Below are 14,647 nucleotides of genomic sequence, written 5' to 3'. Positions count from 1 at the left end.
GCCCCCCGCCCTTCGCGGGGGTGCCCTCCTCCGCCCCGGCCCGGCTGCCGGCTTCACGGCCGGCTCAGGCGCCGAGGTGGCCGCCGATCGACCGGGCGACCTCGGGGTGGGCGAGGTACTCGACGATGCTGTGCGCCCGGTCCCGGGCGTTGACGACGGCGAGGTCGGACAGCCCGTCCGCCCAGTCGTCGCCCAGCGGGCATCCGATGGCCACCGCGTCGGTCGGGCACCAGGCGTTGAGCCAGTCCGTCACGATGTCCGGGCGCTTCGGCCCGCCGACGAGCAGCCTGCTGTACACGCTGTCCAGGCCGAGGGGACTGCCCGCGGTAGTCAGATGGACGCAGTTCACTCCGGGGGACAGCCGGGTGACGAGATCCAGGCCGACGACCGTGCCGAGGCTGTGGCTGACGAGCACGAGTTCCCCTGCGTCAGGCATCGTCTCCAGCACGCAGTCCAGGACCTCGTCCCGGATGCGCCGGTCGTCGAGATAGGCGGCCACGTCACGGAAGACCAGGGCGATGGCCCAGGCATCGAGGTCGCTCCTGGCGGCCAGCCAGCCCAGCCGCTTGTGCAGGGTCCCGACCAGGTCGTCCAGGCCGATGCTCTCGGTGGCCAGCTGGCCCTCCTTCGGCATGTCCCACTTGGTGGCCGCCTCGCCGATGATCTCCTCGTACACCGCGCGGGCGGTGGGGGTGACGGGTGCGACCGCCTCCGCCGCCCTGGCGGCCGGCGCCTCGGTGAGGTGGGGGACGGCCTCGTGCGCGGTCAAGGCCTGCACCAACCGGTCCCCGTAGTAGGGGAACCAGGCGTCCGCCGGGTCGACCGGAGGGAGCCCGGCGCGGACGAGCCCCTGGTTGAGTCCGGCCGCCCACTCGCGGCGCAGGTTCTCGGGCTCCTTGCCTTGCTGGGAGCGACCGTGCAGGAAGACCAGATGCCGTGTGCCGCCGAACGCTCCGTCCCGGGCGCGCAGGCCCGCACGCGCGGTGGCCTTCTCGGCGGCCGGGCCCGCCACCGCGACCGCGGGCGCCGGGACCGTCACCGGGCCGGCGGCGGGCACCGGAGCCGCCACCGGACCGGCGGCCTCCGCGAGGCGCAGTCCCGACTCCGGGCCCATCTCGGCCAGCAGCTCCCGCTGCCGGGAGGCGACGGGCAGGGCGGCGAGGTGTTTCAGGATGGAGCTGACGCGTACGCCCTCGTTGGACACCCAGTCGATGGCGTCGTCGCCGTCGCCGGGCTGCCAGACCTGTCCGTCACGGCGCAGGGTACGGCCCTGTCCGTCGGTCCTGGGCACCCCGCTGTGGTGGAGCGCGACGACCTCCCACTGGTCGTTGAAGACGGGAGAGCCGGAATTGCCCGGCTCGGTGTCCGTCTTGTAGTGGAGGAAGTCGTCGAGGCGTACCTGGAGCATGTTGTCGCGTACGGCGATCTCCTTGAGGCGTCCCATCGGATGGCCGACGACGTTGACCGGCTCGCCGATCACAAGCTTTCCCGGCTGGGCGCTGAGCCGGTTCCAGCCGAACGTGTCCCCGGCGGGCCGCAGGTCCGGGCCGGGGGCGACCAGCACCAGGGCGAAGTCGAGGCGTTCGTCCGTGACGAAGAACCCGTCCGGGTCGAGTTCCAGCCGTGTCGGCGGCTGGGCCGTGTTGTCGACGGTTACCTGGGCGTCGAACTCCACGAAGCACTGCCGGGCGGCTTCCGCGTCGTTGAGCACGTGATGGTTGGTCATCAGCAGGCTCGGCGACACCAGGAAGCCGGTGCCGAGAGGCAGCTCACGGCCGTTCTCCCGCACCGAGATCCGGGCGACGGTGCGTGCCGCGCGGGCACCGCGCGGCAGGAAACTCCATGCCTGCAGGTCCTTGGACACCCCGAGGATGCGTTCGTACGCGGCGGTCGGGGCCAGCGGTTCGGCCCGGACGGCCTCCACCACCATGGCGGCGGGCACCGCCTGCCGGTCGAGCAGCCGGGCCGCGCGCGCCGCGAGTGCCTCCTCCGAATCCGGGAAGGCGACCCCGGCGTCCTGCTGCTCCTCGACCGCCCGCCGCTCGTCGCCGCTCTCGTCGTACCGCGCGGCGGCCGCCGCGACCTGGCGCTCCCGTTCCTCGCGGAACCTGTCCGTCGCTGCCATGTCAGGTCACCGTCCTTCCGGCGGTGTGCCACGGCACGAAGGCGTTCGTCAGCCCCGAAAGAGCCGTACGCAGCTCCGGGTGGTGGCGCAGCAGCACCGTGATCATGCTGTTGTCGTCGATCCAGGCCATGCCGGCCTTGGAGTACACCTCCGGGGTGTAGTACTCGGTGAAGAAGCGGTCGCTGTTCAGCCGGCGTGAGGCCATCAGGATGAAGATGCGGAACGCCGTGTCGCTGAAGGCGAATCCGGCCGGCAGCTTCTCGGCGTACAGCCCGACCGAGAGGTCGACCTTCTCGATGTCGCCGTCGTAGAGCCGCTGGATCTGCTCGGCCCACGCCCGGTTCTCCGTCAGTTCCAGGAAGTCCGCCGCGGGCTTCAGCCGCAGCAGCCGCCGGAACTCGTTGTACCGGGGGACACCGAATTCCCGGGAGCGCAGGATGTCGGTGGCGGCGAGATCCTGCAGCTGCCCGTCGGGGCGCTCGAATTCCTGCAGGAACCTGGGGAAGTTGTGCAGGGTGACCAGTCCGGGGTGGAGCGTGCCGAAGCTGTAGAGCAGATCGGCCATCTCGGTGGTCTCCAGGACCTTCAGCGCCCCGGGGCCGGCGATGTCGCGGAGGGTGCAGTGGCGCAGGCTCGTGTCGTCGGCGGCGGAGCGCAGATGCCAGTCGTCGCGGACGAGCGGGTGCATGCGGTAGACGGCCACGAACTCCTCGGTGAGGGAGTACGGGATGCCGTAGTGGTCCGTCTCGCCGCCGGGTATGCCGCTGACGACCTCGCTGTCGCTGATCCGGCCGAAGAGATCGTGGACGCGCTCGCCCGCGATGCCCCACCAGTTGGCGCGCAGTGCCTTGACGGTGGTGGGGTGGCTGATCACGGCCGGAGTCCACTCCACGGTGTGGATCTTGGCGAGGAGCGCGGCGTTGACGAGCCGGGCGCGCTGGAAGAGTTCCTCGTCGTTCCAGGACGGGTACGCGCCGTGCAGGTGATCGCAGATCGCGTTGTGCTCACGGGCGAACAGGTCGTGCATCATGGCGAGGCCCAGCCAGAAGCCGGGGATGTGCGAGGGGTCCCGGGAGGGGTCCGAGGGGACCGGGGACTGCTCGTCGTCCCACAGGTGCAACTTGCCCAGCTTGCCGGCGCGCAGCAGGCGCTGCTCGGTCTCGTTCGTCCCGTAGATCTGCGACGCGTCCCACCAGTGGGAGGACACGTTGACGCGGGTGTCGGGCGTTCCGGCCGGCGCCTGCGGGTCGCGGGTCGGGTCGTCCGGTGTCCGCATGATCCGCATGGGGTGCTCCGGCCACGGGTCGTCGTCCATGAGGGGCACTTCCCAGGGCCGGTCCGTGGGGCTGGTCCCGTGGCTGAACCAGTCGCGGACCATGAACTGAAGCCAGGCGGCGACCAGCGAGTTGACCGATTCGGCGGGGATGAGCCCGTCGCGGGTGAGTACGGCGCGGCTGACCTCGCGCGGGTTCGGCGTGGACAGGACGTCCTCGGGTGCGGCCGGTGCGATCCGGTCCAGCGGGATGTTCCGGCCGAAGCGGGTGCCCGCCATGCCCATGCGGGGCTCGGCGAGGTCGTTGTGGCTGCCGTCGGCGGTCCGGTTCACCTTGTGGGTCTCGGAGGGAGGCGCGGGATCGGGCAGATTGACCGAGGGCAGCAGGCCGGTGTCGTGGAGGTTCTTCTGCCGAAGCCTGACCCGCAGTCCGAGGAGCGTCAACAGGCCGGGAACGACGGGCAGTCTGTCCCAGCCGATGCGCCGGTCCACGTATTCGGCGCCGGCGGTGAGGATCCGCCAGGGCAGTGACGTACGGTATCCGGCTGCGGAACCTTCCGCGGCGCGTCGTTGTCTGCTCATCGCGATACTCCTTGGGCGGTGGCTCTTTGGGCGGTCGCGAGGATGACGTCGCTCGCCTTCTCACTGATCATGTAGATGGGGGCGGCGACGAAGAATCCGGGAATGCGGGGGAAGACCGAGGCGTCGACGATCCGCAGGCGGTCCACTCCGCGCACCCGGAACTCGCTGTCGACGACCGCCGAAGGGTCGTCCGCCCGCCCCATCCGGCAGGTGCAGGAGGCGTGGTGGCCCCAGGCCTCGTCCTGCACGAAACGGCGGACGCCGTCGTCGCCGTCGATGTCCTTGCCGGGCCACAACTCCTCCAGAATCACGGAGCCGGCCCTGCGGTTCATCTGGCGCACGAACTCGACGGCACCTGCCATGGCTTCGAGATCCACGGCGTCCTTGTCCGTACCCTCGCCGAAGTAGTGGAAGTTCACCAGCGGGGTGTCCCGGGGATCGGTGGAACGCAGCCGCACCCGGCCCCCGGTGTTGTGGGTGCGGCTCTTGAGGATGGCCCAGGTGAAACGGTCCCTGTGGAGTGTCAGGTCGAGCGAGTAGCCGGGCCGGTAGCCCCGGAAGTCGAAGGGGCCGCCGAAGATGAACAGGTCGGGTGCGTCCAGCTCCGGACGGGACTTGCGGGTGACGCCGACGACGGCGCCGTTGGTCGTGTAAAGACCTTCGCCGCGCTGCCAGGCCCGGTAGCAGTGGTCCGGTTCGGTCCCGGGTCGCGGCGCGTGGAAGTCGCAGTCCTTGAGGACCGGGAACTCGCGGTCCATCCGGCTGACCACGCCGACCTCGTACCGGTCCTGGAGATTCGCGCCCACCCCTTGGAGGTCGACCCGTACGGGGATGCCGTGCCGCCGCAGCTCCGCACGCGGTCCGATGCCCGAAAGCATCAGCAGCTGGGGTGTGTTGAAGGCACCCGCGGCCAGGATCACCTCACGGGAGGCGAGGACCCTGCGCGGGCCCGGCGGCCCGGCGTGCGGCCGGCTCAAGGGGTCGGCACGGTAGGTGTGCGCGCCGTCCAGGTAGTCGACTCCGGCCGCGGCCCCGTTCCCGTCCAGTACGACCCGGGCCGCCAGCGCGTTCGTACGGACCACCAGGTCGTCCGGACGGCTTCGCTGTACGGCCTGGACCCGCTCGCGAACGGCGCTGCGCCGGCCGTCCGCCGTGGAGAGCGGGATCTGCCACAGCCCCTGCAGGGCGTGTGTCTGCGCCCGCCAGTCGTTGGGGTCGACGAACGAGCCGAACCCTTCCAGCGGGGACAGCGGCCGGTCGAGGAAGTCGGCCAGCGCGTCCTCCGCGGCCGCGACGATGACCTTCAGCAACTGCTTGTCCTGGACGGCCAGTTCGGGGTCGGCGAGGGCGGTCGGCAGCCAGCCGTCGAATCCGTGGCGTGCTTCGTTGCGGTAGCGGGCGCCCGTGAAGGGCAGGGCCTTCAGCAGCGCGGCCAGCAGCGGATTGGCGGGCGGCTCCTTGGGCCTCGGCCGGTAGGTGCAGCGTTCCAGCCGCTCGAAGTACCGGCGCATGGCCGTGCTCTGCCACGAGGCGTCGCCGGTCTCCTCCGCTATCGCGTCCCAGTCGCGGTTGTACGGATAGACGGTGATCAGCGCGTGATGCGCGGTACAGCCGCCGACCGTTCCGGCACGCGGGTAGAGGACGCCCCGGTCCGGGACCAGTTTGCTGTCGCGCTGTTGCTGCTGCTCGTCGGCATAGTGCCGGACGAAGTAGTTCCAGCACTGGACGGGGTCCTCGGAGGCGTCCGCGTGGAAGGCGGGCACCAGGTAGTTGTCGTTCTCCGGGGAGCCGCCCGCGTCGAGCAGCAGGGTACGCATGCCCTCGGCGGCGAGGTTGGCCGCCAGCGGTCCGCCGCCCGCCCCGGCACCGACGACGATGTAGTCGAAACCCGTCTCGGCCGGGGGATCGGCACCTGGTCCTCCCGTCACTTCCCCTTCCCCTTCACCGAGTTGGCCAGCGAAGCGGCGGCCAGGACCGTGTTGGCAGCCGAGATGAGGGTGGTCAGCACCGCGGTACGCGGGGGAAGCCGGCCGCTCAGGCCCAGCGTGGCCGCCGTCGCGGTGTCACTGCCGTGGATCAGGACGCCCTCGCGCAGGTCCTCCTGCAGTCGCTCGTCGCGGTTGGTCAGCAGATCGAGGCCGAGCAGGATCGTACGGATCCCGAAGAGCCGGAAGGCGTACACGGCTGCCGGGCTGGGCGGCTCACGATCGGGGTCGAGGCGCCGGATGAGCAGGTCGGGCGCGAGCAGTCCGGTGACTCCGTTGAAGAGCCGGATGCCGGCGAGTGCGTAGACCGAGACAGCGCGCGGCCCGGCTTTTTGGGTGGCCATCATGTCTCCTGAAGGTGCTGCGATTCCTGCGGTGACGGGAACCACCGCCGAACCCCCCGACGAAGAGGAAGACACTCCGGAACGCTCCAATTACCACATTATGGGCATCTCGGCTCCCCTGCACCTCGAGTCCCGGGGCTTCGCAGGCCCTGGTGGAGCCGGCGTGTCTCACGCGCTGCGGCTTGACGAGACACGCCGGCGGGCCGCCCGATCAGTCCCAGTGGATGTCGGCCAGGTCGTCCAAGGGCCTTCGCTCGGCCACCGCCTCGGGCACGAGCAGGTGGTCGCCCTTGTGAAGGGCGGTGGGGAAGCGGATGTGGACCCGTTCCTCGATCTCGTCGAGGGTGACCTGGAAGACGCGGAACTCGTCGAGGTCCAGGGCTTCGAGCTGGTCCAGGTTCTGCGTGAGCAGGAACGCCTTGGCCTTCAACTCACCTCGCTCGACGAAGGCGATGACCTTCCAGAACTGACGGGGGATCTTCTCGCCCCGGTAGACGCGGTCGTCGTCCTGGAGGACCGGTCCGCCGAAGACGCTCACCTTGAGGTCGTCGACCTCGACGTCGGCGAAGACGGCGTCCTCCAGCTCGCCCCACAGGCCGTTCTTGGCGCTCTGGTTGAAGTCGTCCAGCTGCGGGGTGATGTTGGTGTAGAAGAACGAATCGGTGTTCGCCTTCTGAGCCTCGGGCATGCTGCCCCAGATCAGGTCCGCACGGCGGGCGATGTGGCCGCGGTCGAGCCGGTTGGCCTCGTACAGCTCGTTCCCGACCTGCGTGTTCGCGGGAAGCCGCGGGTCCTTGGTGAAGGGTATGCCCGACCGGCTGAGCTTCTTGAGGCTCCCGCCGTCGATGTTCCAGCCCACCCAGAAGGGGAAACGCCGCTTCTTGCTGAGGGTCAGCGAGTAGTGCGTGTACGGGATGACCTCGGAGCCGCTGAGGCGTACGGCGTCCCCGCTGATCTCCGCGGTCAGCTGCGGTATGTCGATCTGCTCGCCGAGGAAGTCCGGGTCGTAGCCCTGCAGGGGCTGTACCTCCTCGGGGGAGGGCTGCCGCAGGGTGATGTCGAGCTTCTCGAAGACGGAGCTGGAGAGGCAGGCCAGTGCGTGGTCGTCGGGGTCCCCCGCGCTTTCGCCGCCGAAGTGCAGTCCGGCGACGACCTTGCCCGGCCGGCCGTTCTGCTTGAACAGCCACACCGCACCCGAGTCGCCCCCGCTGCTGATCTGCTGGTCCGCCGCCGGGTGCTCGTTGTCGGGGCCGATCTCGAAGCAGCCGATGATCTTCTCACCGACGTCGCCACCGTAGTCGATCTTGGCCATCGTCTGGATGCGGCGGACGATCCCGTGGGTGACGCCCGTGGTCCGTCCGCTCTTGACGACCTTGTCTCCCAGAGCCGCCTCGCCCAGCTCCTGGGGTGCCACGTCAAGTTCCAGGATCCTGGGATCGAAGGTCCGGCCCTCTTCGATGGTGGTCACGGCGCAGTCGCCGGCCGGGCCGAGGTGGGACCGCTTCAGGACGCCGAGGCGGTTGCGGGATATCTGGTTGTCGTCGAACCGGCCGGGCTGGACGACCTCCTCGCCCGGCTGACCGTCCGGGCCCTGCAGTACATGCCAGTTGCTGAGCACGTACGGGGTGCCGTCGGTCCGGTCGAACACGATGCAGCCGATGGTGCCGGCCGTGACCGTCACCCCGCCGACACTGGCCCCCGGGACGACGGGGTTCAGGCGGGTCTTTCGCGGAGGCTTCTCCGCCTCCGCGACCACGCGGAAGTGGGGCTGGTAGCTGCGTTCGATGACGTCGGTCGGCACCTCCACCCCGTCCACCGTGATGCTCTCCGGGATCCGGGTCGTGCCCAGCGCCTCGAGGGCCTCCGGCTCGGCTTTCCTGTCGACCGTGAACTGCAGCGCGATCTGTTTCCCTCGGGTGCCGTTCCTGAGCTTGTGACCGATCCCGACGGAGGACACGTTGGGGTCTGCGAGCAGGTCCGGACCGCGCGTGCGGATGTACTGCTTCAAGGACTCGATCAGCTTGTCCTGGGAGGACGCCGATTTCCTCGGCGCCGACGCAGTGCGGGTCTTCTTGTTGGTGGGCATGAAAGGGAGACGTCCCTTCGCGGAGGATGGGGAACGGCTCGCGCGATGCACCGCGGACCGGTCAGAGCGGGTGCGGTGTCGCTGCGAGCGTCCGCTGGCCACCATTTATCGAAACAGCAATGCAAGGTATATGTCTTGATATAGACACCCAAAAGCGGCACGGCCTCCGGCAGAGGGCTCAACCTCCTCGCTGCCTTGTAGGAAGTTGCCTCGCCGACGCGTAACGTGAAGCGGCATGAAGATCCTCATCAGCGCCGACATGGAGGGCGCCACCGGGGTGACCTGGCCGGGCGACGTGCTGCCCGGTGCGCCGCAGTGGGAGCGGTGCCGGCCGATGTTCACCTCCGACGTCAACGCCGCCGTCCTTGGCTTCTACGACGGCGGCGCCGACGAGGTCCTCATCAACGAGGCCCACTGGAGCATGCGCAACCTGCTCCTGGAGCAGCTCGACGACCGCGCCCAGATGATCACCGGCCGGCACAAGACGCTGTCCATGGTCGAGGGCGTCCAGCACGGCGACGTCGACGGCGTCGCCTTCATCGGCTACCACACCGGCGCCGGCATGGAGGGCGTCCTCGCCCACACCTACCTCCCCAACTCCGTCACCGGCGTCTGGCTGAACGACGTCCGCGCCAGCGAGGGCCTGCTCAACGCGCACGTCGTCGCCGAGTACGGCGTCCCGGTCGTCCTCGTCACCGGCGACGACCTGGCCTGCGAGGACGCCCTCGGCTACGCCCCCGAGGCCCGCAAGGTCGCCGTCAAGGACCATGTGTCGAGGTACGCGGCCGTGTGCCGGACGCCCGCCCGGACCGCCGCCGACATCCGCGCCGCCGCCAAGGACGCCGCCGGGATCGCGGTGCGCCACGAACCCGTGACCGGCGGACCGTTCACCATCGCCCTGGAGTTCGACGCCGAGCACCTCGCCCTGGCCGCCACCGTCGTCCCCGGCGTGGACCAGGTCGGCGAGCGGAAGGTGGCGTACACCGAGGGGACCATGTACGACGGCATCCGCACCTTCAAGGCGGTCACCACGATCGTCTCGGCCGCGGTGGAGGAGCAGTATGGCTGACCAGCAGGCACTCGACGAGGTCGTCCGGTTCACCTCCGAGCTGATCCGGATCGACACCAGCAACTTCGGCGGCGGTGACTGCCGGGAGCGGCCCGCCGCCGAGTACGCGGCCGAGCGGCTCGCGGAGGCGGACCTGGAGCCGATCCTCCTCGAGCGGACCGCGGGGCGCACCAACGTCGTCGCCCGCATCGAGGGCACCGACCCCGCCGCCGACGCGCTCCTCGTCCACGGCCACCTAGACGTCGTCCCCGCACAGGCCGCCGACTGGAGCGTCGACCCGTTCTCCGGGGAGGTCCGCGACGGGGTCGTGTGGGGGCGGGGCGCGGTCGACATGAAGAACATGGACGCGATGATCCTGGCGGTGGTGCGGGCCTGGGCGCGGGAAGGGGTACGGCCGCGGCGGGACATCGTCGTCGCGTTCACCGCCGACGAGGAGGCCAGCGCGGTCGACGGCTCCGGGTTCCTCGCCGACCACCATCCCGAGCTGTTCGAGGGCTGCACCGAGGGCGTCGGCGAGTCCGGCGCCTTCACCTTCCACGACGGCACCGGACGCCACCTCTATCCCGTCGCCGCCGGGGAACGCGGCACCGCCTGGCTCAAGCTCACCGCGCGCGGCCGGGCCGGACACGGCTCCAAGGTCAACGAGGAGAACGCGGTCACCCGCCTCGCCGCCGCCGTCACCCGCATCGGCGAGCACCAGTGGCCGCTCCGGCTCACCCCGACGGTCTCCGCCGCCCTCACCGAACTCGCCGTCCTCTACGGCATCGAGCCCGACCTCACCGAGGTCGACCTGCTCCTCGACAAGCTCGGCCCGGCCGCCAGACTGGTCGAGGCCACCGTCCGCAACAGTGCCAACCCGACCATGTTGAACGCCGGTTACAAGGTCAACGTCATCCCGGGCGAGGCCGTCGCCTTCGTCGACGGACGCTTTCTGTACGGCACCGAGGACGAGTTCCGCGCCACCCTCGACCGCCTCACCGGCCCCGACGTCGACTGGGAGTTCCACCACCGCGAGGTCGCCCTCCAGGCACCGCTGGACTCACCGACGTACGCCCGGATGCGCGCCGCCGTCGAGGAGTTCGCGCCCGAGGGGCACGTGGTGCCGTTCTGCATGTCGGGCGGCACCGACGCCAAGCAGTTCTCCCGGCTCGGCATCACCGGCTACGGCTTCGCCCCGCTCAAGCTCCCCGAGGACCTGGACTACCAGGCCCTGTTCCACGGCGTCGACGAACGTGTCCCCGTCGAGGCCCTGCACTTCGGCGTCCAGGTCCTGGACCGCTTCCTGCGCACGGCGTAGCACGGAGTAGCACCGAACAGCACGGAGCAGCACGGCTCAGGCGAGGAGGAGAGAACGTGGAGACGAAGGCGTACGGCTCGTGGCCCTCACCCATCGACGCGGCCCTGGCCGCCGCGCACGACGGCTTCGCCGAGTGGGTGGGCTTCGTCGGCGACGAGCCCTGGTGGACCGAGCCCCGGCCCGCGGAGGGCGGCCGCCGGACCCTGGTACGCGGCAGCACCGGGGAGTCCGTGCTGTCCGCGCCGTGGAACGTGCGCAGCCGGGTCATCGAGTACGGCGGACAGCCCTGGGCCGGTGCCGTGCCCGACGGCGACGGTCAACCGCTGCTCGTCTTCGTCCACTTCGACGACCAGCGGCTGTACCTGTACCGGCCCGGCGAGGCACCCCGGCCGCTGACCCCGCCCGGACCCCGCTGGGCCGACCCGAAGTTGCTGCTGGACCGGGGTGAAGTCTGGTGCGTCCTGGAGGAGTTCACCGGGGCCGCGCCCACCGACGTACGGCGGGTGCTCGCCGCCGTGCCGCTGGACGGGTCGGCCGCCGACGACCGGGCCGCCGTGCGCGAACTCACCGACGGCCGGCACCGGTTCGTCACCGGACCGCGCCTGACGCACGACGGGCGCCGGGCTGCCTGGCTCGCCTGGGACCATCCCCGGATGCCGTGGGACGGCACCGAACTGCTGGTCGGCGAGGTCGCCGCCGACGGCACCCTGCACGCGGTCCGCACCGTGGCCGGCGGTCCCACGGAGGCCGTCGCACAGGTGGACTGGTCCGCGGACGACCGGCTGCTGTACACCAGCGACCGCAGCGGCTGGTGGAACCTGTACCGCGACGACGTCCCTCTGTGTCCGCGCGCGGAGGAGTTCGCGGGGCCGCTCTGGCGGCTCGGCCAGAGGTGGTTCGCGCCGCTGGACAACGGGCTGATCGCCGTCCTGCACGGCCGCGGGCCGCTGGCACTCGGGATACTCGATCCGGAGACCGGCGAGATCGCCGACGCCGCCGGACCGTGGACCGAGTACTCCGCCACCCTCGCCATGCACGGTACCCGCGTGCTCGCGGTCGGTGCCGGCCCGCGCACCGCCCACGAGGTCGTGGAACTCGACACCGCCTCCGGTCGCACCCGGGTCGTCGGCACCCCGCACCGGGACCCGGTGGACCCCGCCCACTACCCCGAGCCGCAGGTCCGAACCTTCGCCGGTCCCGGCGGCCGCGAGGTGCACGCCCACGTCCACCCGCCCCACCACCCCGGCCACACCGCGCCCGAGGGCGAGCTGCCGCCGTTCGTCGTCTGGGCGCACGGCGGCCCCACCGGCAGGACTCCGCTCGTCCTCGACCTCGCGATCGCCTACTTCACCTCCCGGGGCATCGGCGTCGCCGAGGTCAACTACGGCGGCTCCACCGGGTACGGGCGGGAGTACCGGAATCGGCTGCGCGAGCAGTGGGGCGTGGTCGACGTCGAGGACTGCGCGGCCGTCGCGCTCGCCCTCGCCGAGGAGGGCACCGCCGACCGCGCCAGGCTCGCGATCCGCGGCGGCAGCGCCGGCGGCTGGACCGCCGCCGCCTCCCTGACCGGCACCGACGTCTACGCCTGCGGCACCATCTCCTACCCCGTCCTCGACCTGACCAGCTGGGGTGCGGGGGAGACCCACGACTTCGAGTCCCAGTACCTGGAATCCCTGATCGGCCCGCTGGCCGAGGTCCCCGAACGGTACGTCGAGCGGTCGCCCAGCGAACACGTGGACCGGCTCACCGCGCCCTTCCTGCTGCTCCAGGGACTGGACGACGTGATCTGCCCGCCCACGCAGTGCGAGCGCTTCCTCGCCCGGCTCGACGGCCGCCCGGTGCCGCACGCGTACCTCACCTTCGCGGGCGAGGGCCACGGCTTCCGGCGCGCCGGCACCCTGGTCCGCGCGCTGGAGTCCGAGCTCGCCCTCTACGCTCAGGTGTTCGGGCTGGACGTGCCCGGCATCCCCGAGCTGGAACTGGTGAAGTGACCGAAGTGGCGCAAGTGACCGAAGTGGCGGAACTGACCCGGCCGTCGAGGCTCTCCGCCGGAGCGCGGGTCGCCGTCGTGGCGCCCAGCGGACCGGTGGTGGAGGAGCGGCTCCAGGCGGGCCTCGACATCCTGCGCGGCTGGGACCTCGACCCGGTGGTGGCACCCCATGTGCTCGCCACGGACGGCGACCTGGGCTACCTCGCGGGCTCCGACGCGGACCGCGCGGCCGACCTCCAGCGGGCCTGGTGCGACCCGTCCGTCTCCGCCGTGCTCTGCGCGCGCGGCGGCTACGGCGCACAGCGCCTCGTCGACCTGCTCGACTGGGAGGCGATGCGGGCGGCCGGCCCGAAGGTGTTCGTCGGCTTCAGCGACGCCACCGTGCTGCACGAGGCGTTCGCGACCCGGCTCGGGCTCGCCACCCTGTACGGGCCGGTGGCCGCGGGCGCCGACTTCGTCAAGAGCACCGAGGCGCAGGACCACCTGCGGGCCACCCTCTTCGCCCCGGAGACGGTCCGCACCATCCCCTCCCGGGGCGCCGCGCTGGTGGGCGGCCGGGCCAGGGGCGTCACCGTCGGCGGCTGCCTGCGGCTGCTCGCGGCCGGCCTCGGCACCCCGCTCACCCACACCGGCGCCCGCGGCGGACTGCTCGTCCTGGAGGACGTCGGCGAGCGGCCGTACAGCCTCGACCGGAGCATCACCCAGCTGCTGCGGTCCGGCTGGCTCGACGGTGTCGCCGGGATCCTGCTCGGCTCCTGGGACCGGTGCGGACCCTACAAGGAGGTACGGGCGATGCTCGACGACCGGCTCGGCGGGCTCGGCGTGCCGGTGATGGAGGAGTTCGGGTTCGGGCACTGCGAGGCGGCCCTGACCGTCCCGCTCGGGGTGGCCGCGGAGCTGGACGCGGACGCGGGCACGCTGACGCTGCTGGAGCCGGCGCTGCGCTGAGCTCACCCGTCACCCGGAGGGCCGCGCCCGGCGGGCGCGGCGGCGGCCCCCGGACCAACCTGGTCGCATGAGCCCGAAGAGCTCGGCGAAACGGGACCGGACCGACGGCCGGCGCGGCCTGCTGCTGACCCCCGGCAGGATCGCCGTGCTGCTGCTCGGCGTCCTCGGCCTGGTCTTCGTCTTCGAGAACACCCACGCCACCGAGATCCGCTTCCTGGTCCCCGTGGTCACCACGCCCCTGTGGATCGCCCTGCTCGTCACCGGGGTGATCGGCGCGCTGTGCGGGGCGTATTTCATGAAACGCCGAAGGTAGCTCCGCGTAGGGTGACGGGATGCCGCACACCGCTTCCCGCTACCTCGTCGAGGGCCCCCGCGTGGGCATCCGCCACTACACCTACGAGGACGGCGCCGAGTTCATCGCCCGGGCCCGGGAGAGCAAGGACCTCCACCAGCCCTGGCTGTTCCCGCCCACCACGGACGCGGCCTACGCCGGCTACGCGGGACGGCTGATCGAGGACCGCAGCAAGGCCGGGTTCCTGGTCTGCGAGAAGGGCACCGGGGGGCGCGACGGGACGATCGCCGGGTTCATCAACATCAACAACATCGTCGAGGGCGGCTTCCAGTGCGGTGCGCTCGGCTACGGCGCGTTCGCGCACGCGGCCGGGCGCGGGCTGATGCGGGAGGCGATGGGGCTCGTCGTGGACCATGCCTTCGGGCCGATGCGGCTGCACCGGCTGGAGATCAACGTGCAGCCCGGCAACGCCGCGTCCATCGCGCTCGCGCGCGGTGCCGGGTTCCGGCTGGAGGGCTTCTCGCCGAACATGATCTACATCGACGGGGCCTGGCGGGACCACGAACGCTGGGCGATCACCGCGGAGATGCGGACCACCGGCTGACCCCTGCACCGCCCGGACCCCTGCACCGCCCGGACCTCCGCACCGCCCGGCC

At 71.2% G+C, this 14,647-nt stretch carries 11 protein-coding genes; 6 read left to right on the top strand and 5 right to left on the bottom strand.

The annotated features are described in order from the left end of the window. Positions 1-64: 64 nt before the first annotated feature. The 5 genes from ABZ887_RS29485 to ABZ887_RS29465 form a co-directional block, all read right to left on the bottom strand. Positions 65-2,125 carry a serine protease gene (locus ABZ887_RS29485; protein WP_361295453.1) on the bottom strand — a complete coding sequence of 687 codons (2,061 nt, stop codon included), beginning with the start codon at positions 2,123-2,125 and terminating at the stop codon, positions 65-67. Position 2,126: 1 nt separating this feature from the next. Continuing rightward, complete coding sequence (locus ABZ887_RS29480; protein ID WP_361295450.1) at positions 2,127-3,980, bottom strand: peroxidase family protein; 1,854 nt, start codon at positions 3,978-3,980, stop codon at positions 2,127-2,129. Further along, the gene (locus ABZ887_RS29475; RefSeq protein WP_361295447.1) at positions 3,977-5,908 is read right to left on the bottom strand and encodes a GMC oxidoreductase; all 1,932 of its coding nucleotides are present in this window, start codon (positions 5,906-5,908) and stop codon (positions 3,977-3,979) included. Before ABZ887_RS29475 ends, ABZ887_RS29480 begins: the two co-directional genes overlap by 4 nt. Further along, positions 5,905-6,309: a hypothetical protein gene (locus tag ABZ887_RS29470; RefSeq protein ID WP_361295444.1), complete on the bottom strand. Its 405-nt coding sequence runs from the start codon at positions 6,307-6,309 to the stop codon at positions 5,905-5,907. The genes ABZ887_RS29475 and ABZ887_RS29470 overlap by 4 nt, the downstream gene beginning before the upstream one ends. 211 nt (positions 6,310-6,520) lie before the next feature. Next, on the bottom strand, positions 6,521-8,395 hold the full coding sequence (locus ABZ887_RS29465; RefSeq protein WP_361295441.1) for a DNA/RNA non-specific endonuclease: 1,875 nt from the start codon (positions 8,393-8,395) through the stop codon (positions 6,521-6,523). Between the two features lie 235 nt (positions 8,396-8,630). On the opposite strand from ABZ887_RS29465, the gene ABZ887_RS29460 reads away from it, so the two are divergent. The 6 genes from ABZ887_RS29460 to ABZ887_RS29435 all read left to right on the top strand — a co-directional run bounded on the left by ABZ887_RS29460 (position 8,631) and on the right by ABZ887_RS29435 (position 14,595). After that, on the top strand, positions 8,631-9,464 hold the full coding sequence (locus ABZ887_RS29460) for a M55 family metallopeptidase (RefSeq protein ID WP_361295439.1): 834 nt from the start codon (positions 8,631-8,633) through the stop codon (positions 9,462-9,464). After that, positions 9,457-10,761 carry a M20/M25/M40 family metallo-hydrolase gene (locus tag ABZ887_RS29455; protein ID WP_361295436.1) on the top strand — a complete coding sequence of 435 codons (1,305 nt, stop codon included), beginning with the start codon at positions 9,457-9,459 and terminating at the stop codon, positions 10,759-10,761. The genes ABZ887_RS29460 and ABZ887_RS29455 overlap by 8 nt, the downstream gene beginning before the upstream one ends. A 56-nt stretch (positions 10,762-10,817) precedes the next feature. Then, positions 10,818-12,752 (top strand): LpqB family beta-propeller domain-containing protein, encoded by a 1,935-nt coding sequence (locus tag ABZ887_RS29450; protein ID WP_361295433.1) that lies wholly within the window; start codon positions 10,818-10,820, stop codon positions 12,750-12,752. A gap of 23 nt (positions 12,753-12,775) precedes the next feature. After that, positions 12,776-13,699, top strand: coding sequence for an LD-carboxypeptidase (locus tag ABZ887_RS29445; RefSeq protein WP_361295463.1), 924 nt, complete (start codon positions 12,776-12,778; stop codon positions 13,697-13,699). Positions 13,700-13,766: 67 nt separating this feature from the next. Further along, a complete protein-coding gene (locus tag ABZ887_RS29440) occupies positions 13,767-14,012 on the top strand; it encodes a LapA family protein (RefSeq protein WP_361295430.1) in 246 nt (81 codons plus the stop codon). A gap of 19 nt (positions 14,013-14,031) precedes the next feature. Then, positions 14,032-14,595, top strand: coding sequence for a GNAT family protein (locus ABZ887_RS29435; RefSeq protein WP_361295427.1), 564 nt, complete (start codon positions 14,032-14,034; stop codon positions 14,593-14,595). Positions 14,596-14,647: the final 52 nt, after the last annotated feature.

It is taken from the genome of Streptomyces sp. NPDC047061 (assembly GCF_040643955.1).
Classification (GTDB): domain Bacteria; phylum Actinomycetota; class Actinomycetes; order Streptomycetales; family Streptomycetaceae; genus Streptomyces.
Note: the sequence above shows the minus strand (reverse complement) of the source record. Positions and strands in the feature narration are given on the sequence as shown.

Excerpts from the sequence above, each read along its gene's own strand:
- ABZ887_RS29485 (WP_361295453.1), bottom strand. The coding sequence starts at position 2,125 with ATGGCAGCGACGGACAGGTTCCGCGAGGAACGGGAGCGCCAGGTCGCG.
- ABZ887_RS29480 (WP_361295450.1), bottom strand. The coding sequence starts at position 3,980 with ATGAGCAGACAACGACGCGCCGCGGAAGGTTCCGCAGCCGGATACCGT.
- ABZ887_RS29470 (WP_361295444.1), bottom strand. The coding sequence starts at position 6,309 with ATGGCCACCCAAAAAGCCGGGCCGCGCGCTGTCTCGGTCTACGCACTC.
- ABZ887_RS29465 (WP_361295441.1), bottom strand. The coding sequence starts at position 8,395 with ATGCCCACCAACAAGAAGACCCGCACTGCGTCGGCGCCGAGGAAATCG.
- ABZ887_RS29460 (WP_361295439.1), top strand. The coding sequence starts at position 8,631 with ATGAAGATCCTCATCAGCGCCGACATGGAGGGCGCCACCGGGGTGACC.
- ABZ887_RS29455 (WP_361295436.1), top strand. The coding sequence starts at position 9,457 with ATGGCTGACCAGCAGGCACTCGACGAGGTCGTCCGGTTCACCTCCGAG.
- ABZ887_RS29440 (WP_361295430.1), top strand. The coding sequence starts at position 13,767 with ATGAGCCCGAAGAGCTCGGCGAAACGGGACCGGACCGACGGCCGGCGC.
- ABZ887_RS29435 (WP_361295427.1), top strand. The coding sequence starts at position 14,032 with ATGCCGCACACCGCTTCCCGCTACCTCGTCGAGGGCCCCCGCGTGGGC.